This is a genomic window from Azospirillum oleiclasticum (genome assembly GCF_013423485.1).
GTDB lineage: Bacteria > Pseudomonadota > Alphaproteobacteria > Azospirillales > Azospirillaceae > Azospirillum > Azospirillum oleiclasticum.
In genome coordinates this window covers 369,570-386,982 of the sequence record NZ_JABFFR010000001.1, presented here as the reverse complement: position 1 = coordinate 386,982, position 17,413 = coordinate 369,570, and the positions used below count along the sequence as shown (strand labels likewise).

At 69.4% G+C, this 17,413-nt stretch carries 18 protein-coding genes; 7 read left to right on the top strand and 11 right to left on the bottom strand.

All coding sequences use genetic code 11. From position 1 onward, the window contains the following. The first annotated feature begins 2 nt into the window (after positions 1 to 2). Both HL658_RS01805 and HL658_RS01800 read left to right on the top strand, forming a co-directional pair. Positions 3 to 1,475, top strand: a complete 1,473-nt coding sequence (locus tag HL658_RS01805; RefSeq protein WP_246337233.1) for an aldehyde dehydrogenase family protein — start codon at positions 3 to 5, stop codon at positions 1,473 to 1,475. A gap of 117 nt (positions 1,476 to 1,592) precedes the next feature. Beyond that, positions 1,593 to 2,063 (top strand): ferritin-like domain-containing protein, encoded by a 471-nt coding sequence (locus HL658_RS01800; protein WP_180280173.1) that lies wholly within the window; start codon positions 1,593 to 1,595, stop codon positions 2,061 to 2,063. A 15-nt stretch (positions 2,064 to 2,078) separates the two neighbouring features. Here HL658_RS01800 and HL658_RS01795 read toward each other — a convergent pair whose 3' ends face one another. From HL658_RS01795 to HL658_RS01775, 5 genes are all read right to left on the bottom strand, one after another. Continuing rightward, on the bottom strand, positions 2,079 to 2,510 hold the full coding sequence (locus tag HL658_RS01795; protein WP_246337232.1) for a DUF2141 domain-containing protein: 432 nt from the start codon (positions 2,508 to 2,510) through the stop codon (positions 2,079 to 2,081). After that, on the bottom strand, positions 2,507 to 3,010 hold the full coding sequence (locus HL658_RS01790) for a DUF1499 domain-containing protein (protein ID WP_180280172.1): 504 nt from the start codon (positions 3,008 to 3,010) through the stop codon (positions 2,507 to 2,509). Before HL658_RS01790 ends, HL658_RS01795 begins: the two co-directional genes overlap by 4 nt. Before the next feature lie 70 nt (positions 3,011 to 3,080). Then, a complete protein-coding gene (locus HL658_RS01785; protein WP_180280171.1) occupies positions 3,081 to 3,632 on the bottom strand; it encodes a hemerythrin domain-containing protein in 552 nt (183 codons plus the stop codon). Between the two features lie 35 nt (positions 3,633 to 3,667). Then, positions 3,668 to 3,895 (bottom strand): HP1242/YdcH family protein, encoded by a 228-nt coding sequence (locus tag HL658_RS01780; protein ID WP_180280170.1) that lies wholly within the window; start codon positions 3,893 to 3,895, stop codon positions 3,668 to 3,670. Positions 3,896 to 4,080: 185 nt separating this feature from the next. Then, positions 4,081 to 5,064, bottom strand: coding sequence for a transporter substrate-binding domain-containing protein (locus HL658_RS01775; protein WP_180280169.1), 984 nt, complete (start codon positions 5,062 to 5,064; stop codon positions 4,081 to 4,083). Between the two features lie 252 nt (positions 5,065 to 5,316). Here HL658_RS01775 and HL658_RS01770 point away from each other — a divergent pair, with 252 nt between their 5' ends. From HL658_RS01770 to HL658_RS01760, 3 genes are all read left to right on the top strand, one after another. Beyond that, a complete protein-coding gene (locus HL658_RS01770) occupies positions 5,317 to 8,277 on the top strand; it encodes an ATP-binding protein (RefSeq protein WP_180280168.1) in 2,961 nt (986 codons plus the stop codon). Positions 8,278 to 8,402: 125 nt separating this feature from the next. Further along, positions 8,403 to 10,037: a fumarate hydratase gene (locus HL658_RS01765; RefSeq protein WP_180280167.1), complete on the top strand. Its 1,635-nt coding sequence runs from the start codon at positions 8,403 to 8,405 to the stop codon at positions 10,035 to 10,037. 26 nt (positions 10,038 to 10,063) lie between these two features. Further along, a complete protein-coding gene (locus HL658_RS01760) occupies positions 10,064 to 10,414 on the top strand; it encodes a hypothetical protein (RefSeq protein WP_180280166.1) in 351 nt (116 codons plus the stop codon). A 14-nt stretch (positions 10,415 to 10,428) separates the two neighbouring features. Here HL658_RS01760 and HL658_RS01755 read toward each other — a convergent pair whose 3' ends face one another. Next, a complete protein-coding gene (locus tag HL658_RS01755; RefSeq protein ID WP_180280165.1) occupies positions 10,429 to 11,253 on the bottom strand; it encodes an MBL fold metallo-hydrolase in 825 nt (274 codons plus the stop codon). Between the two features lie 81 nt (positions 11,254 to 11,334). After that, positions 11,335 to 11,547 (bottom strand): hypothetical protein, encoded by a 213-nt coding sequence (locus tag HL658_RS01750; RefSeq protein ID WP_180280164.1) that lies wholly within the window; start codon positions 11,545 to 11,547, stop codon positions 11,335 to 11,337. Between the two features lie 199 nt (positions 11,548 to 11,746). Here HL658_RS01750 and HL658_RS01745 point away from each other — a divergent pair, with 199 nt between their 5' ends. After that, positions 11,747 to 12,103 carry a hypothetical protein gene (locus tag HL658_RS01745; protein ID WP_180280163.1) on the top strand — a complete coding sequence of 119 codons (357 nt, stop codon included), beginning with the start codon at positions 11,747 to 11,749 and terminating at the stop codon, positions 12,101 to 12,103. 343 nt (positions 12,104 to 12,446) lie between these two features. Here HL658_RS01745 and HL658_RS37595 read toward each other — a convergent pair whose 3' ends face one another. From HL658_RS37595 to pdxH, 4 genes are all read right to left on the bottom strand, one after another. After that, entirely contained in the window at positions 12,447 to 13,481 is a 1,035-nt protein-coding gene (locus HL658_RS37595) for a methyl-accepting chemotaxis protein (protein WP_180280162.1), read from the bottom strand. A 200-nt stretch (positions 13,482 to 13,681) separates the two neighbouring features. Next, positions 13,682 to 14,758 carry a methyl-accepting chemotaxis protein gene (locus tag HL658_RS01735; protein WP_425485315.1) on the bottom strand — a complete coding sequence of 359 codons (1,077 nt, stop codon included), beginning with the start codon at positions 14,756 to 14,758 and terminating at the stop codon, positions 13,682 to 13,684. Positions 14,759 to 15,205: 447 nt separating this feature from the next. Beyond that, complete coding sequence (locus HL658_RS01730; RefSeq protein WP_180280160.1) at positions 15,206 to 16,129, bottom strand: cation diffusion facilitator family transporter; 924 nt, start codon at positions 16,127 to 16,129, stop codon at positions 15,206 to 15,208. Then, entirely contained in the window at positions 16,126 to 16,734 is a 609-nt protein-coding gene (pdxH, locus tag HL658_RS01725; protein ID WP_180280159.1) for a pyridoxamine 5'-phosphate oxidase, read from the bottom strand. The genes HL658_RS01730 and pdxH overlap by 4 nt, the downstream gene beginning before the upstream one ends. A gap of 170 nt (positions 16,735 to 16,904) precedes the next feature. Here pdxH and HL658_RS01720 point away from each other — a divergent pair, with 170 nt between their 5' ends. Beyond that, the gene (locus HL658_RS01720; protein WP_180280158.1) at positions 16,905 to 17,378 is read left to right on the top strand and encodes an RT0821/Lpp0805 family surface protein; all 474 of its coding nucleotides are present in this window, start codon (positions 16,905 to 16,907) and stop codon (positions 17,376 to 17,378) included. The last annotated feature ends 35 nt before the right edge of the window (positions 17,379 to 17,413 follow it).

Below are 17,413 nucleotides of genomic sequence, written 5' to 3'. Positions count from 1 at the left end.
CAATGGACGATGCCGATCGCGATGGTCGGGGGACCCTGGCGCCCGGCGTGGGCCAGGCGATGCTGCGCGCGCGTACGGTCCAGGCCGGCTGGGGGACGCTGTCGCCGGCCACGCGCGTACGCCCGCTCGATCAGCTCCGCCACCGCATCGCGGCTGACGCGGACGCGCTGGTGGACGACCTCGCCACCCGACCCGGACGGCGCCCCGCCGAAAGCCTCGCCGCCGAAATCCTGCCGCTCGCCGACGCCTGCCGCTTCCTGACGCGGGAGGCGCCGTCCCTGCTGCGACCGAGGCGCCTCGGCCATCGCGGACGCCCGGTCTGGCTGTTCGGGGTGGAGGCGGAGGTGCGGCGCGATCCGTTCGGCGTGGTGCTGATCCTGGCGCCGTCCAACTACCCGCTGCTGCTGCCCGGCGTGCAGGCGGTGCAGGCGCTGGCCGCCGGCAACGCCGTGCTGGTCAAGCCGGCCCCCGGCTGCACCGCCCCGATGGAGCGGCTAGCCGACTGGCTGGCCGATGCCGGCGTGCCCGACGGGCTGTTCCAGGTGCTGGGGGAGACGCTGGCGCACGCCGAGGCGGCGCTGGACGCCGGGCCGGACCTGGTGGTCCTCACCGGCTCGGCGGAGACTGGGCGGCGCGTGCAGGAGCGGCTGGCACCGCGGCTTATCCCGTCCATCATGGAGCTGTCCGGAAGCGACGCGGTGTTCGTCCTGCCCGGCGCCGACCTGGATCTGGTCACCCGCGCGCTCGCCTTCGGGTTGCGCTTCAACGGGTCGGCCACCTGCATCGCGCCGCGCCGGGTGTTCGTTCCCCAGGACCTGGCCGCCGGGCTGGAATGGCGGCTGGCGGAGCGGCTGACCGCCCTCCCCACGGTCCCCGTGCCGCTGCCGGTGCGGCACCGCGTGGCACGGCTGGCCGCCGACGCCATCGCCGCCGGCGCACGCGCCATCGGTCCCCTGCCCTCACCGGAAACGCCGATGGCGCCGCTGGCGCTTGCCGCCGCCCGGCCGGACATGGCGCTGTTGTCCGAGGACCTGTTCGCACCCGTCGTAGCCCTGGTCGCGGTCGAGGACATGGAGGAGGCGCTGACGCAGGCCGCCCGCTGCCCATACGCGCTGGGCGCGTCGGTCTTCGGGCCGGAGGGTGCCGCCCGTGCGCTGGCGGCGCGGATGGAGGCCGGCAGCGTTACCATCAACGACCTGATCGCCCCCACCGCCGACCCGCGGCTGCCCTTCGGCGGACGGCGGCGCAGCGGCTGGGGCGTGACCCGTGGGGCGGAGGGGTTGCTGGAGATGACGCGCGTCAAGACCGTCAGCCGCCGCCGCCGCGGCCCGCACCCGCATTTCGACGATCCGGACCCCGGCGACGAGGCGCTGCTGCGCGGCCTGTTGGGGGCGGCCCATGGCGCGGGGGCGGAACGTCGGGCGGCCTGGACGGAGTTGGCCCGCGCGGTGTGGGAGAGGGCCCGCCGGCGCTGATCCGTTCGCACTGCGACGATCCGCAGCAGCGCCGCTGGTTGACACAGCCATGCTGCACCGCAACGCTGACTGCAGGCCGGGGCGTCCCGGCGCGCAACCCGACGGACGTCTCGACCCATGGACGACATCAAGGAATTCCTGGCCCACGCGGTGAAGCTGGAGGAGGAGGCGGCCCACCGCTTCGCCGATCTCGCCGAGACCATGCGGATCTACGGCAACACCGACATCGCCGAGTTCTTCGGCCGCATGGCGCATTTCTCCCGCCTGCATCTGGCGGAGGCGCGCAAGCGTTGCGGCTTCCGCGACGTGCCCGACCTGCCGGCGGAGGAGCTGAGCTTCCCCGAGGGCGAAAGCCCGGAGGCCGCCTCCATGGCCGCCTCCCACTACATCATGACCATCGAGCAGGCGCTGGAGACGGCGCTGGACAGCGAGCGCGCCGGCCTCGCCTGGTACGCCCAAATTGCCCGCGACACCACCGATCCCGAGGTCCGCATGATGGCCGAGGAGTTCGCCGACGAAGAGCGCGAGCATGTGGCGGAGCTGGAGCGCTGGGTGGCGCTCCGGGATGGAGGGACGGTGGCGGCGTGAGGCGCCGGTCGCCCCTCACCGTTCCGTGAAGTACCGCAGGGTGATCGCCGTCCCGGTCGCCGGCTCGGCAACGCTGATCTCGGCGACCGCATAGTCGGGCGGACCGAAGCGGATCGGGGCGTCGTTGCTGAAGCCGATGCCTTCCAGCGGTATCCCGAACAGGCCGCGGTCCAACGTCTTGTTGCCGTTCTCGTCGTGGTAGGTCTGTACGGCGTAGCGGCCGGGCGGCACGTCGTGGACCACCACCGTCACCGCCCCGCCCTTGGCGGGGGCGGACGCCTGCAGCGCGCAGTCGGGGGTCAGGAAGGTGGCCGCGGTGCACACGGCGAGCAGCACGCGGCCGTCGCCGTTGCGCACCCCCTTCACCACCACCGACAGGTCGGCCGCCGCCGCCGGCACCGACAGGGCGACGATGGCGGCCATAGCCAACAGAGCCCTGCCGATCATGGAAAGGCCCGCCGCAACGTGTCCAGCCACGCGGTGACCCGCCGCCGGTTGGTGCCCAGGTCGGAATGGCCGTAGACCGAGCGGCTGAGGATCGCCAGGGTCGAGCGCTCCCCGTCGAGCGGCCGGACCTCGACGCTGACGAGGTCGGGGAAGCGCAGCAGCGGCGTGCGCACCTCCGCCGCGATGCGCCGGGCGTCGCCCCCCTCGATCCGCGCTCCGTCGCGGACGAGCATCCGCTCCACCTCCGCCCGCAGCCGGTCCGCCGGAACCGCGAAGACCGGGCTTTCCGCGGACGCGGCGGCGCACAGGCCGGGCGGGCACACCAGCCACCAGTTGGGGGAGCCTGGAGACACGAAGGCCGCCGGAAACACCGGCTCCCGGTTGCCGGGGCCGAACAGCAGCGGCCAAACCCCGTCCCGGCCCACGGCAAGCGTAAGCGCGCCATAGGCCAGCATGGGAACGAGGAGAACGATGAGGAGGACCTTCACGCGGGCGCTCATGCAGGGATCGTCGGGTGCGGGCGGCGCCGGCCGCCAGCGCCCGAACGATATGGTGTCGCCCGCGCTCGGTTCACACTGCGGCCAGGATCAGATCCTGGAGACGGCGGTAGGGGCCGGGATCGGAACCGCCGGCCAGCGGATCCTCGATGGCCGCGGCCTGCGCCTCCGCCACCGTCCAGTCGTCCGCGCCGAGGATCTCAAGCAGCGCCGGAAACAGCTGGTCCTTTTCCGCGGCCATGTGGGCGCGCTGGTTCACGACGTAGGATTTGAGCGCGCCGAGCACCTCGTCGAGCGGCATGCTCTGCCCGATCTCGATGACGTCCAGCGTCTTCAGCAGGTCTTCGGTGGCTCCCGGCAGATTCTCGTGCTCGTCGTGGATGGCCGCGGCCAGGGTGGCGAAGGACGGCCTCTTCGCCGTGGCGGCGGCAAACAGCAACTCCTCCTTGGGGTGATGGAAGCGGTCGGGGTATTCGGCCATGTAGCTGAGGATCAGCCGAACCAGATCGATGTCGAAGGCGCCCTTGGCCTCCAGTTCGATGATCTCGGCCTCCATCACATTCATCATGGCCGCGATGGCCTTGTGCTCGGCGACGATGCGCTGGAGCGTCGGCGGGGTGGTCATGCTCGTCTCCCGGCTCAGGCAGATGGACGCGGCGCTCACAGCGCCTGGTGGATGCTGTCCTTGAGGCGAAGCCTGCGCTTCTTCAAATCCTCGATCACCGTGTCGGTCACCGGTGTTCCACTCGCCTCCAGCGAGTAGACTTCGGAATCCAACCGCGAGTATTCGTTGACCAACCTTGCGAAGGTGGCGTCGGCGCCGATCTTCGAGACGATGCGTTCGCGGTGTTCCGGGAATTCCGACAGGATGCTGTGCTTTTCCAGCATGATGGTCCTTCCTTGATCGGCGCTTGCGCCGTGGTCGGGCTTGCTCCCCATGACGGAACCGCGTCTGACGGCGGGCTCTTGTCGCCGTGCAGAATAATGCAGACGGAGTGGTCATACCGTGCGCCACAACGCCGCGTCCCCATCCTGCGCCGGGGCCGGGGCCCGCGCCGGCGCCAGGACGGCCGTCACTGGAAGGGCGGCGCGTAGATCAGGCCGCCGTCCACCCACAGCGCGTTGGGCCCGCGCTCCAGCCCGATGGGGGTGGAGGACCCCAGATTCCGTTCGAAGATCTCGCCATAGTGGCCGACCGCGGCGATAGCGCGCTGCGCCCACTGGGCGTCCAGGCCCAGCCCCTTGCCGGCGTCGGGATCCTGTCCCAGCAGCCGGCGGACCTCGCGGTCGGCCGAATCCGCCCGTTCCGCCGCCTTGGCGGCGGTCACGCCCTTGAACTCGGCCACCATGGTCGCCAGCATCACCCAGCGCACCACATCGTACCAGGCTCGGTCATCACCGCCGACCACCGGCCCGAGGGGTTCGCGCGAGATCACCTCGCGGGCGATCACGAGCTGGTCGCGCATGCCGGCCATGGCGGCGCGGCGGGCGGCCAGCTCCGCCCGGTCGCCGGTCACCACGTCGCAGTCGCGCGCCATGAATCGCCGGAACTTCTCCTCGCTGCTGGCGCTCTCCACCAGCGTCGCCGCGATGCCGCGGGTGCGCAGGTGGTTGGTCAGGTTGGCGTGCGACGTCGTTCCGCCCTGGACGCAGATCCGGCGGCCGCCGATGGCGACCGGGTCCGCCTTGCCGCGGTCGGCCCAGGCCATGAAGCTCTGCCCGTCGTAGTACATCACGCCGGGAAAGCTCACCCCCAGGGCGGTGTCGCGGGTCATCGTCCAGGTGGTCATTCCGAACGCGACGTCCAGGTCGCCATCCACCAGACCCTTGAACTTGTTGGCCGTGTTGACGCGGGCCGGGTCGATGGCGTCGGGGCTGCCCAGGACGGCGGCGGCGATGGCGCGGCAGAAATCGATGTCGAAGCCGTGGGAACGTCCGGTGGCGTCCACGGCGCTGAAGCCGGGTGTCTGGTCGATGCCGCAGCGCACCACGCCGTTGCGCTTCACACGGTCCAGCACGCTGTCGGCCGATGCCGCGGTGCCTATCAGAAGATTCACGACCGCAAGAGCGGTTATGATAATACTCCGCATGGTGATCGTTCCCCCGTGCACGCGGATCGCGCCGCCACCTCGAGTTCCAACAGTCGCTGCCGATGTGCCCGGCGTCCGGGTCTGGCCATCGGATCGGATCGCATGACGATGCCCCCCTCGCCCGCGGCGTGGTCCCTCAGCTTTCGCAGCATCGCGTCGCGCTTCGCCGGAGCCGCGCTGGCCATAACCTTTCTGGTATTCGGAATCGGTTTCATTTTTATGAAATCCATTGACACGCTGACCGACCTGTCACTGTCGATGCACCGTGTGGAACTGCCCGCCCTCGATGCCGCGCACCGCCTCGACGCCGGGGCACGGGACGTGTCGCAGCTGGCGCTCAACGTCTCGGCGGCGACCTCGCCGGCCGGGCTGAGGACGGCGGCGGAGCGGCTCGAGGATGGCAACCGCTCGCTCGACGGGCCGCTGGAGACATTGGCCGGGCTTCCGTTGGGGGCTAATCGCGGCGCCGACCTGGTGAAGGAGCGTGACGCGCTGATGGCGGCCACGCGTTCGCTGGTGCTTCTGGAACAGCAGTGGATGGAAGTCGATACCGCCATCCTGCGCGGGCTGGCGGCGCTCCTGGCGTTTCAGGAGCGGGCCAGGGCCGACGATCCGGCCGCGCAGGCGGTCGTCGCCTCGATCGCCCTGTCGGCCACGGCGAACAGCCGCCTCGTCATCGCCCGTATCCACCAGTCGATCACCGAACGTCTCCCGTCCATCGGCGACCCCGCCCTGAGGGAGCGGCTGGGCGCCCTGGCGCTCGGCGACGACGGGATCCCCGCCATTCGTGGCCGGCTTCTGGACATCGAGCGGCGGCGGGTCAACCTCCAGCGCGCGGTGGTCGAGATCGGCACCCGCTTCGCCTCCCTCGCGAGCGCCCTGTCGCTGGAGGCCGGACAAGCGGTGGCGCGGCAACACCAGCGCACGGAGGAGACCGGCCAGAGCCTGCGCATCGATCTGTCCATCGCCATGTCGGCGGTCGTCGCGGTCATGATCGCGCTCTTCGTGCTGCTGCACCGCGGTGTCCTGCGCCGGCTGCTGGCGCTCCGCGACCAGATGGTCGAGGGGGTGCGGGGCCGTCCGGTGACCCTCGACACGTCCGGTGGCGACGAGCTGGCCGACATGGCCGCGGCCGTCCAGGACTACATCCGCGTGATCGAACAGCGCACCGCCGACCTCGACCGCAGCCAGGAGCGCCTGCGCGAGAAGACGGCCGTGCTGGAGGCGGTCAACGCCATCACCGATGACGCCATGCTGGGGCTGGACGCCGACGGCCGAATCCTGTGGGTCAACCGGGCGGCCGCGACGCTGGTCGGGCTCGAGGAGGGCGACATGATCGGGCGTTCCTGCCTGGAACTCCTGCCGGCCTGGGTGGTGGAGCGTCACCGCGCGGCCGCAAGCGAGTTCCTGGCAGGCCGCGATTCCTCGCGCACGTTGGGCGACTGGCGCTTGCTCGGCGTGCTGCACCGGGAGGGGCATGCCGTGCCGGCCACCGCCACCGTGTCCATCACCACCGTCGGCGGACGCCGCCACATCACCGCGACGGTCCGCGACATGTCGGAGACGCGCCGCTTCGAGGAGGATCTGGTCGCCTCCCGCCACGCCGCCGAGCAGGCCAACGCCGCCAAGTCCGTCTTCCTCGCCAACATGAGCCACGAGCTGCGCACGCCCTTGACCGGGGTGATCGGCATGGCGGACTTCCTCGCCGACACCGCGCTCGACCACGAGCAGAAGGAATGCATCGACACTCTGCGCACCTCGGCGCGCACGCTGCTGGCGGTGGTGAACGACGTGCTCGACCTGTCCAAGATCGACGCCGGCCGGCTGGAGCTGGAGACGGTGGATCTGGATCTGCGGGAGACGTTGCGCACGGTGCTCCGTCTGTTCCGACCGATGGCGGCGGAACGCCGGCTGTCGCTCGCCACCGACATCGATGCAACCGATTCCGCAGGGACGGTCGTCAAGGGCGATCCCACCCGCATCCAGCAGATTCTCTTCAACCTCGTCGGCAACGCGGTCAAGTTCACCGAGCAGGGCGAGGTGCGGATCGGCCTGCTCGCCCGCCCGCAGGAGGATGGGACGGTGGCCCTGCGCCTGACCGTGACCGACACCGGCATCGGCATGACGGCCGAGCAGACCGGCCGGCTGTTCGTGCCCTTCTCCCAGGGCGACTCCTCGACCACGCGCCGGTATGGCGGCACCGGCCTTGGCCTCTCCATCGCGCACCGGCTGGTTTCGCTGATGGGTGGCAGCATCGACGTCACGAGCCGGCCGGGCGAAGGGTCCTGCTTCACCGTGCAGTTGCGGCTGCCGGCGGGCGACCCGGCCGGGGTGGAGGCGGCGCCCGGCGATTCCGCCGAACCCGCCACGACGCGCGCCCTGCGGGTGCTGGTCGCCGACGACAACGCGGTCAACCGCGATCTGATCAAGCGGTTCCTGACCCGCATGGGACATCGGGTGACCCTGGCCACCAACGGACGCGAGGCGGTGGGGGAGCTGGTGGGCGCCCCGGTGCTGCCCGACCTCGTGCTGATGGACGTCCACATGCCGGAGCTGGACGGGCCGTCGGCGGCCCGCATGATCCGCGCCCTGCCGGGAGCGGCGGCCGCCGTACCGATCGTGGCGCTGACCGCGGATGCCCTGCCGGAGCACCGCGCGGCCTTCGTCGCCGCCGGCATGGACGAGGTGCTGGTCAAGCCGGTCGACTGGGGCCGGCTGCGGGCCCTGCTCGACCGTGTCGGCGGGACGGCGGCAATGCCCGCCGGGCCCGGCGATCCCCCACCCGCCGCGCCGCCGGAGACGTCCACCGGTGTCGCCAACGGCGTCATCGATGGCGCGCGGCTGGACGAGCTGTTCGCCATCCTCGACGGCGGCGAGATGCGCGTCATCCTCGACCAGTTCATCCGCAACGCCCGCGATCTCATCGACGATCTGCGGCGTACGATTGACGGCGGCGATCCGGCCCAGGCCCGTCAGATCGCCCATGCCCTCAAAGGGGCTGCCGGCAATGTGGGTGCGACGCGGCTGGCCGACCTCGCCAAGGGGTTGGAGGAGACGCTGGACAGAGGCGGGCGTCCCGGCGCCCTGCTCGGGGCGCTGGAACCGGCCTACCGCAGCACCGTCGCCGCCTTTGCCGAGCGCGCCGCGCGCGACACGCCGCCGCAGTCCGCAGCTGGCTGAATCCAGCGGCGCGCAGCCGGTTGTGTCGCTGGCGGGGCGGTGTATAACGTCGGCTCGATCACCCGCCGCAGCCCCCCCGCCGCTGCCGGGACCGAACGAGACCCGTTCATGCGAGGACCACCCCCATGCCCGACGACACGAGCCTTTCGCGCGGCCATTCCAGCCTGTTCCCGCTGACCCGCGACGACACGCCGTACCGCAAGCTGACCTCCGATTTCGTGTCGGTGGCCGAGTTCGACGGCGAGGAGGTGCTGAAGGTCGAGGCGGAGGGGCTGCGCCTGCTGGCCGAGCAGGCCTTCATGGACATCAACCACCTGCTGCGCCCCGGCCATCTGGCGCAGCTCCGCGCCATCCTCGACGATCCGGAAGCCTCGGCCAACGACCGCTTCGTGGCGCTGGACATGCTGAAGAACGCCAACATCGCGGCCAGTGGCGTGCTGCCCATGTGCCAGGACACCGGCACCGCCATCATCATGGGCAAGAAGGGCCGGCGCGTCTGGACCAAGGGCGGGGACGAGGGCGCGTTGGGTGCCGGCGTGCGCGACGCCTATCTGAAGCGCAACCTACGGTACAGCCAGCTCGCCCCCATCACCATGTACGAGGAGCGCAACACGCGCACCAACCTGCCCGCCCAGATCGACCTCTACGAGGAGGGCGAGGACGCCTACAAGTTCCTGTTCATGGCGAAGGGCGGCGGCTCCGCCAACAAGACCTTCCTGATCCAGTCCACCCCGTCGGCCCTGACCCCCGACCGGCTGCTGAAGCTGCTGGACGAGAAGATCCGCACGCTGGGCACCGCGGCCTGCCCGCCCTACCACCTCGCCATCGTCATCGGCGGCCTATCGGCGGAACTCAACCTGAAGACGGTGAAGCTGGCTTCGGCCCGCTACCTCGACCATCTGCCCACCCAGGGCTCGGAGCAGGCGCACGCCTTCCGCGACCTGGAGATGGAGGCGCAGGTCCTGAAGCTGTCGCAGGACATGAACATCGGCGCCCAGTTCGGCGGCAAGTATTTCTGCCACGACGTGCGCGTCATCCGGCTGCCGCGCCACGGCGCCTCGCTGCCCATCGGCATCGGCGTGTCCTGCTCGGCGGATCGTCAGGCGGTGGGCAAGATCACCCGCGACGGCATCTGGCTGGAGGCGCTGGAGACCGACCCCGCGCGCTTCCTGCCCGAGGTCACCGGCAACCAGCTCGCGGACGAGGTGGTCAAGATCGACCTCACCCGCCCGATGTCCGAGATCCTGGCGACCCTCACCCAGTATCCGATCCGCACCCGGGTGTCGCTGACCGGTCCGCTGATCGTCGCCCGCGACCTCGCCCATGCCAAGCTGCGCCAGCGGCTGGATGCCGGCGAGGGGCTGCCCGATTACTTCAAGAACCACCCCATCTATTACGCCGGCCCGGCCAAGACGCCGGAGGGCATGCCGTCCGGTTCCTTCGGGCCGACCACGGCCGGGCGCATGGACAGCTTCGTCGACCAGTTCCAGGCGGCCGGCGGTTCCATGGTCATGCTGGCCAAGGGCAACCGCAGCGCCGAGGTGCGAGAGGCGTGCAAGAAGTATGGCGGCTTCTACCTGGGCTCCATCGGCGGTGCCGCCGCCCGGCTGGCCCAGGACTGCATCCGCAAGGTGGAATGCATCGAGTATCCGGAACTCGGCATGGAAGCCATCTGGCGGATCGAGGTGGAGGATTTCCCCGCCTTCATCGTCACCGACGACAAGGGCAACGACTTCTTCCAGGAACTGAAGCTGGGCTGAGCCCGCAAGGCGATGGGGTGCCGCGCATGAGCGAGGGTGGTTCCGATCCGGTCGGCGACGCCCAGCGCCGCGCCCTGTTCGCCGCGGAGGTGATCGTCAACCGGCGCCTCCACGACTTCTCGACCCGCTACCGCAGCCAGTACTCCAACGACGTCGCCGCCGAACGCAAGGCGATCGAGCAGGAGATCCGCCGGCTGCGGCGGCGCGTGCCAGGGGCGCCAGCGGTGTCCGACACTCTGATTGCGGAGGTTGCGGCGGCGTCCGCGCTCGACGAGGACACTGTGGCGGCGGTGCTGCGCGCCCTGGGCACCCTGCGCCCGGATCTGCTGTCCACCGGTGAGGAACCGCTGGATGTCGATGAGGACGACGAGGACTGACCGGGTGATGGCCATCAGGCCAGCGTGACGGTCGCCCCTTCCCGCGCGGCGAAGCTGTCGGGAAAATTCTCCTGCGCGTCCCGCTCGATCGCCGCCACGGATTCGTCGTCGTGGTCGGGATCGTGGTGGAACAGCGCCAGCCGCTTCGCCCCCGCCTCACGGCACAGCCGCACCCCCTCGTTCCAGGTGGAATGGCCCCACCCGACCTTGCACGTGAACTCCTGCTCCGTGTAGGTGGAGTCGTAGATCACAAGGTCGGCGTCCTGGATCAGACCCAGGATGTTGCGGTCGGGTTTGCCCGGCACATGCTCGGTGTCGGTGACGTAGCAGAGCGAGCGGCCGGCGAATTCGATCCGATAGGCGGTGGCCCCATCCGGATGGTTGAGCGGCGCGGTGCGGACCATCACCCCGCCGTCCAGCGGAAAACTGCTGCCGGCCTCGATCTCGGTGAAGGACAGGTCGGACCCCATGGTGCGCATCGGCACCGGAAACAACGGCCGCTCCATCTGTCGCGCCATCACCGCTTCGATGCCGGGGTTGCCGTTGCAGTGGCCGGCGATGATGTTCAGCCCGAAACCCTTGGTGTAGGCGGGAGCGAAGAAGGGAAAGCCGGCGATGTGGTCGAGATGGGTGTGCGACAGAAGCAGCGTCGCCCGCCCCAGCCCTTCCTTCAGGAACCGTTTGCCGAGAAGCCGCAAGCCGGTGCCCGCGTCCAGCACGATCCGATGCGAACCGGCCATGACCTCGACGCAGCTGGTGTGGCCGCCATAACCCATGTGTGTGGACATGGGGCACGCGATCGTGCCGCGCACGCCCCAGAATGTCAGTGCAAACGTCATCGCCGTCTTCCCCCAAGGGATGACGACAGTAGCACAGACCATGCTGCCCGCAGTGACCTTCGTCACAACCGGCGGAAACCGTCACGCCGTTGCCATGATCTCCTGCACCGCCTCCTCGCAGCGCCGGCGGCGTTGGCAGGGGCCGCACCCGCCGGTCGGACAGCCATCCGCCCCCGTGACCCCCTCCAGCCGGGCGAGGGCGATTCGCTTGCGGGCCTGCGAGATGACATCCGTCGCGAGCACGACCACGAAGGCTTGGCGGATCACCTCCTGCTCGCTGGATGATGCATCCATGTCACCGCTCCCGCCCTGTGGAGCGATCACATTAGTAGGCAAATGTTTCGCCAGTATCTCGAACGCGACATGATGTTTCCCAATCTGGTTACAATCCCAAAACGGCCATGTCATACGGCATCGCCGAAGAGTGGCAAGGCGCGGGCAGCCGTGCTAGGGTCCGCGCCGACCAGCCATGCCGACACCTTTCGACGACACTATGGTGGAGGCCATCCGCCTCCTGACCGACGCGGTGAAGACCGAGCGCGTGCCCGGAATCGTGGAGTTCCGGCTGCTCGAACGCGCGCTCGAGGAGGTTGCACGCAATCCCACCACGACGCTGCTGGCGCATGCGTCGGCGGCCTTCCGAGCCCTTGATCGGGATCACCAGATCCTCGTGATGAAACGGGCGGAGACGATGGCCCACCGTTCGGCCGACCTCCGACGGATGACGAATTTCACGCTCGAGGGCGCGCATCCGCGTCCGCCCCACCGCGCACCGAAGCCGAAGCAGGCCGCATCGCCCTTCCTGTCGGCACTGAACGGCCCGCCGCACCGAGAACGGTCGGGGGCCTAATCGCGCCGCGCGACCGGAAGTCCGGGCGTCGCCAGGCGCTCCGTGCCGAACACGGCCGCGATCGAGCGGGAGCACGCGCAACCCTCCGGACCTGGATGGCAGGGCTCGCTGCACAGCGTGTCGCGGAGGTGGCGGAGCTTTGCCAGAAGGCACTCCTTGCGCACGCCATCGAGCGCTGGGGACAACACAACCAACTCGATGGCCGAATCGATGTTCTGCCGGATCGAGGGGACAACAGTGTTCAAGGCACGGGCTCGCCGCATTCGGAGACGGTCGGTCTACGAAACCACGGCCCCATTACATCCTGATGTTAAAACTGCAACGAAGATGACACATGGCGTCGTCAACCGCCGGCGCCCGCATGCTCCTGCACGATCACCCCATACCAGCCGAGGCCGCGATAGGTCTCGTACCCCGGCGTCAGGGCGAAGCCGACCACCCGGCCATGATCGTCCGCGTAGGCCCCGTGCGTCCTGCCGTCGGTGCGGAGCGGATAGGTCTCGCCCAGCACCCCGCGGCGATCGGAGGACGCGATCACGCGGTGCCGCCGGTCAACCAGCAGACAGCGGGTTGCCGGCTTCTCCTCCGGCGTCAGCCGCACGCTGTCCACCACCGTCTGCGACTGGGTCTGCCAGTCGAAGAAGATGCCGAGCGCGCCGATCACCGCCCCATCCTCCTCTCCGCCCTCGCGGATGGCGGTGGCGTAGGTGGCGACGGTGGAACGGTCCAGACTGTCGTTCACGGCGATGTCGGCCACCGCGAATTCCCCGCCATTGCGGGTGGCCAGTGCATCCTTGAACCAGCTTTCCTGGGCAACGGAGCTGCCGACCGCGCGCGGGTAGCGTTCGGGGCGGCCGTTGGCGAGCACGGTGCCGCGGCTGTCGACCACCCACAGGTCCAGATAGACGGTGTAGGCGCGCAGGATCACCGCCAGCCGCTGCGCCGCGTGGGCACGGGCCTGCGGCGACGGGGACGCGGCGCAATCGACGACGGCGCTGTCGGTCGCCCACCAGCGCACATCGCAGGACCGCTCGTAGAGATTGCGGTCCACGATGTCGATCATGTTGAGCGCCAAGTCGGCGAGCCGCCCGCCGCGGAGCTGCCCGACCAGGCGCCGCCCGAGCGTGTCCAGCTCCGTCGTCTGCGTCGCCATCTGCGCGCGCATCTCGTCGCCGATCGTGGTGATGCGCTCGGAGATCGCCTTCACCTCCTGCGCCACCACGGCGAATCCGCGGCCGGCCTCGCCCGCCCGCATCGCCTCGATCAGCGCGTTCAGCGCCAGGATCTTGGTGGTGTTGGTGACCGCCTGTATCTCGTCCATCTTGCGGGTGGCAAGTTCGGACACCGCGCGCGACAGGGCGACGATACGTTCGGGCATGCGGCTCCTCCTCGGCACCCTTGCCACCGGCCCGTCCGCGCAGCGGCCGGAGCGACGGCATCGATCATTGCAGAAAAATTACCACGAACTTTCGCCAAACGCGGTTCTGATCTGCAAGAAACGTCTGCGTCATCGAGTCACGAGCACAACGTCCCGTGGCTCGATCGAAGGTTGCGGCGATCGCGCCGATGGTGCCGGTCTCAAGCCTTGTACCCGATGCGGAAGCCCCCCCAGTGACGTCCGCGCACGACGATGGGGGCCGACACGTCCTTCATCAGCGTGAAATTCCCCCCGCCCATGTCTCGCCGGTAGGTCTGCAGCAGGAACGGCCCCTTGCCGCGGCCGGCCGCAAGTCCCACCCGGTCGTTGAACATGCGACGGTTGCGGCAGTTCGCGGTGTTCCAGAGCGGATCCTTGCCCTGGGGCTGGCTGAATTTGCGATTGTGCGTCGGCAGATAGCCGTTCTCGTCCACCGCGGCGCAGAACACGATGCGGCGGTCGCGGTCGAGCAACGGCTCCTGCACGGGTGGAAGGGCGCGGTCGCAGAATTCGGTGAAGCGCGCCATCACCTGCTGCGGGTCGCTGCCGGGGATCGGCCGGTAGCTGCGGTCGAACAGGTCGGTCTCCGACAGCTCGCCTCGGTTCAGCGCATCCTCGAACATGGCACCGATCCGCGACGCCGTCTCGCGCGCCGCCCGGATCATCGGCGTATCGACCGTCTCCACATCGAACTCGGCGGTGATGGAGATCAGCCGTTCGCCCATGCCGAGCAGCGTGTTCACCCGCTCCCGCGCCTGCGCCAGATTGTCGCGGGACAGGTCGACCCCGGTCGCGAGATCGTCGATCTCCCGCCCGAGTTCGCCGCAATTCTGCCCGATCTCGCCGGAGGCGGCTTCGATCTTGCCGGTCTCCGCCTGAAGCTCACCCATCGCGCGGCCCACCATCGTGATCACCGACCCGATGGACGACGTCCCCTCGCTCACGGCGCGCGCCTTCCCGGCGCTGGCCGCACTCTCCGCCATCAGGCGCTGCGCCTGGTCGTTGAGATAGCGCAGGGTGGTGTCGATCTCCGCCGTGGCTTCGCTGGTCTTGGTGGACAGCGCCTTCACCTCGCCGGCCACGACGGCGAATCCGCGCCCCGCTTCACCGGCGCGGGCCGCCTCGATCGTGGCATTCAGCGCCAGCAGGTTGGTCTGCTTGGCGATGGTGGCGATCTCCTTGGCGACCTTGCCGACCCGCTCCAGCGCGTCACGCAGCCCGGCGATCTGCCCTTCCATGCCGCCGACGGCGGTGACCAGCGCGTGGATGTCCGTCAGCGACTGCTCGATGCGCCCGCGTGATCCATCCACGTCCTGCCGCGCCCGGTCGGTCACCGTGCGCGCGACGGTGGCCGCCTGCCGGATGCGATCCGTGCTGGCGGACATGCGCGCGCCGGTGTCGCGAAGCTGGGCGAACACCCTGGCCTGATGATCGATGCGCCCATACACCTCGTCCACGTGACCGGCGATGTCGGCGATTTCCACGCCCAGCTTGCCAGCCTCATCCGCGAGGTCGCCGATGAGAAACGTACGGTTGCCCAAGGACGCGTCCATTTCGTCCGCCCTTCTTTCGAATTTTCGTAAAGCGCTCCCCCATTCCAAGGATTACCGATTCGACACGGAATGGCAATATCCACAATTGGTGTTAGGCACCCCGGCCGACACCTCTACCGCAACCGCGAAAGATCACCGCGACCGCGCCTTTTTCAGCCGGTTGTCCAGCCGGTCCTCCGCCAGACCATGCGGCTCCTGGTGGATGTTCACGTCGGCGTTGGGGAATTCGGCGAGCAGGGCCTGTTCGATCCGGTCGGTCACGTCATGGGCTGCCGAGACGGTGAGCTGTGGATCGAGTTCCAGGTGGAATTCGATGAAGCTCGCGGTGCCGGTGCTGCGCGTGCGCAGATCGTGCATGCCCTTGGCCTCGCCGCTGCGCTGGACGATGGCGTGGATGCGCTGCCGGTCCTTCTCCGGCAGTTCGTGGTCCATCAGCACGTTCAGCGCCTCGCCCAGGATCCGCCACGCGCCGTGCAGCAGAAAGGCGGCGATCCCCACGCCGAAGATCGGATCCAGCGCCGCGAGGCCGGTCCATTGCGTCAGCAGGATCGCGGCGATGACCGCCAGATTCATGAACAGGTCGCCGGCGTAATGCAGGCTGTCGGCCCCGACCGCGAGCGAGCCGGTGCGCCGCACGACGTGGCGCTGGAACGCCACCAGCGCCAGCGTCAGCAGGATGGACAGCACCATCACCGCGATGCCGATGGCGCTCTCGCTCACCGGCTCCGGCCGGAACAGCCGGCGCACCGCCTCCACGGTCAGCAGCAGGGCCGAACCGGTGATGAAGGCGGCCTGCGCCAGGGTCGCCAGAGCCTCCGCCTTGCCGTGGCCGAAGCGGTGCTGGAGGTCGGCGGGCCGTAGCGCGTGGCGGACGCCGACCAGCGCCACCACCGACGCCAGCAGGTCGGTGGTGGAGTCGATCAGCGACGACAGGATGCTGACCGCATCCGTCACCAGATAAGCGGTCAGCTTCGCCACGATCAGCGTCATCGCCACCGCGACGCTGGCGTAGGTGGCGAGCCGGCGCAGCCGATCCGGATCGTCGGCCCCGGTCATGGATAGAGCTTGGCGGTGGTCCAGCGGTAGGGAGCCGCCGTACCGTCGTCCGCGCGTTCGAAGAGCAGCCGGTCGTGCAGGCGGAAGGGGCGGTCCTGCCAGAACTCGATGCGGCGGGGCAGCACGCGGAAGCCGGTCCAGTGCGGCGGACGCGGCACCTCCCCGATGCCGAATTTCGCGGCGAACTGCGCCACGCGCTTCTCCAGCTCCCACCGCCCTTCCAGCGGGCGCGACTGCTGCGAGGCCCAGGCGCCGATGCGGCTGTCGCGCGGGCGCGACTGGAAATAGGCGTCGGCTTCCGTCTCGGTCACGCGCTCGACGGCCCCCTCGATGCGGATCTGGCGCTTCAGGGACTTCCAGTGGAAGCACAGACCGGCGTTGGGGTTGGCGCCCAGTTGCCCGCCCTTGTAGCTTTCGGTGTTGGTGTAGAAGACGAACCCGCGGGGGTCCACGCCTTTCAGCAGCACCATGCGCACCGAGGGGCGCCCCTCGGCGTCCGCCGTGGCGAGCGCCATGGCGTTGGGATCGCTGGATTCGCTGGCGGTCGCCTCCGCCATCCAGGCGTCGAAGAGCGCGAAGGGATCCTGTTGATTGTCGGCCGTCATGGGTCCGCCCCAACTCCTGTACGGTTGCGCAACGAAGGCGTGTGCTTGCGGTCACAGCTTCGTCGCAATTCACAGCGGCTGCGCGATAGCATATATCTGTGCGACCCGGCGCGGGGTTCGATCCCCTTGGGTGTCCCGCGCGGCGCATAACAGCATCGAGGCTGAAAGAAATGGTTATCAAGAGGATGGTTCCGGCAGCGCTCGCGCTCGCCCTCCTGTCCGGCTGCATGGGCACCGGTGGCACGAAGGAGACGGTGGGCACGCTGGGCGGGGCGGCGGCCGGTGGCCTTCTTGGATCGCAGATCGGCGGCGGCAGCGGCAAGCTGGTGGCGACCGGCGTCGGCACGCTTCTCGGCGCCTTCGTCGGGCGCGAGATCGGGGCGTCGCTCGACAAGGCCGACCAGACCTACGCCAACCAGGCGGCAACCCGCGCCTACGCCGCCCCCGTCGGCGAGAAGATCGCCTGGAACAACCCGCAGTCCGGCAACAAGGGCACCATCGTGTCGACTCGCGACGGCTGGTCGTCCACCGGAAATTACTGCCGCGAGTTCCAGCAGACGATCGTCGTCGGCGGTCGTACGGAGCAGGCCTACGGAACCGCTTGCAAACAGCCCGACGGCAGTTGGAAGATCGTCAACAACTGATCCCTTGCCCGTAACCCCCCGGAGACCGACCGCCG

Excerpts from the sequence above, each read along its gene's own strand:
- HL658_RS01720 (WP_180280158.1), top strand. The coding sequence starts at position 16,905 with ATGGTTATCAAGAGGATGGTTCCGGCAGCGCTCGCGCTCGCCCTCCTG.
- HL658_RS01770 (WP_180280168.1), top strand. The coding sequence starts at position 5,317 with ATGAAATCCATTGACACGCTGACCGACCTGTCACTGTCGATGCACCGT.
- HL658_RS01795 (WP_246337232.1), bottom strand. The coding sequence starts at position 2,510 with ATGATCGGCAGGGCTCTGTTGGCTATGGCCGCCATCGTCGCCCTGTCG.
- HL658_RS01800 (WP_180280173.1), top strand. The coding sequence starts at position 1,593 with ATGGACGACATCAAGGAATTCCTGGCCCACGCGGTGAAGCTGGAGGAG.
- HL658_RS01750 (WP_180280164.1), bottom strand. The coding sequence starts at position 11,547 with ATGGATGCATCATCCAGCGAGCAGGAGGTGATCCGCCAAGCCTTCGTG.
- pdxH (WP_180280159.1), bottom strand. The coding sequence starts at position 16,734 with ATGACGGCCGACAATCAACAGGATCCCTTCGCGCTCTTCGACGCCTGG.
- HL658_RS01755 (WP_180280165.1), bottom strand. The coding sequence starts at position 11,253 with ATGACGTTTGCACTGACATTCTGGGGCGTGCGCGGCACGATCGCGTGC.
- HL658_RS01785 (WP_180280171.1), bottom strand. The coding sequence starts at position 3,632 with ATGACCACCCCGCCGACGCTCCAGCGCATCGTCGCCGAGCACAAGGCC.
- HL658_RS01765 (WP_180280167.1), top strand. The coding sequence starts at position 8,403 with ATGCCCGACGACACGAGCCTTTCGCGCGGCCATTCCAGCCTGTTCCCG.
- HL658_RS01735 (WP_425485315.1), bottom strand. The coding sequence starts at position 14,758 with ATGGAAGGGCAGATCGCCGGGCTGCGTGACGCGCTGGAGCGGGTCGGC.
- HL658_RS37595 (WP_180280162.1), bottom strand. The coding sequence starts at position 13,481 with ATGCCCGAACGTATCGTCGCCCTGTCGCGCGCGGTGTCCGAACTTGCC.
- HL658_RS01745 (WP_180280163.1), top strand. The coding sequence starts at position 11,747 with ATGGTGGAGGCCATCCGCCTCCTGACCGACGCGGTGAAGACCGAGCGC.
- HL658_RS01780 (WP_180280170.1), bottom strand. The coding sequence starts at position 3,895 with ATGCTGGAAAAGCACAGCATCCTGTCGGAATTCCCGGAACACCGCGAA.
- HL658_RS01760 (WP_180280166.1), top strand. The coding sequence starts at position 10,064 with ATGAGCGAGGGTGGTTCCGATCCGGTCGGCGACGCCCAGCGCCGCGCC.
- HL658_RS01790 (WP_180280172.1), bottom strand. The coding sequence starts at position 3,010 with ATGAGCGCCCGCGTGAAGGTCCTCCTCATCGTTCTCCTCGTTCCCATG.
- HL658_RS01730 (WP_180280160.1), bottom strand. The coding sequence starts at position 16,129 with ATGACCGGGGCCGACGATCCGGATCGGCTGCGCCGGCTCGCCACCTAC.
- HL658_RS01805 (WP_246337233.1), top strand. The coding sequence starts at position 3 with ATGGACGATGCCGATCGCGATGGTCGGGGGACCCTGGCGCCCGGCGTG.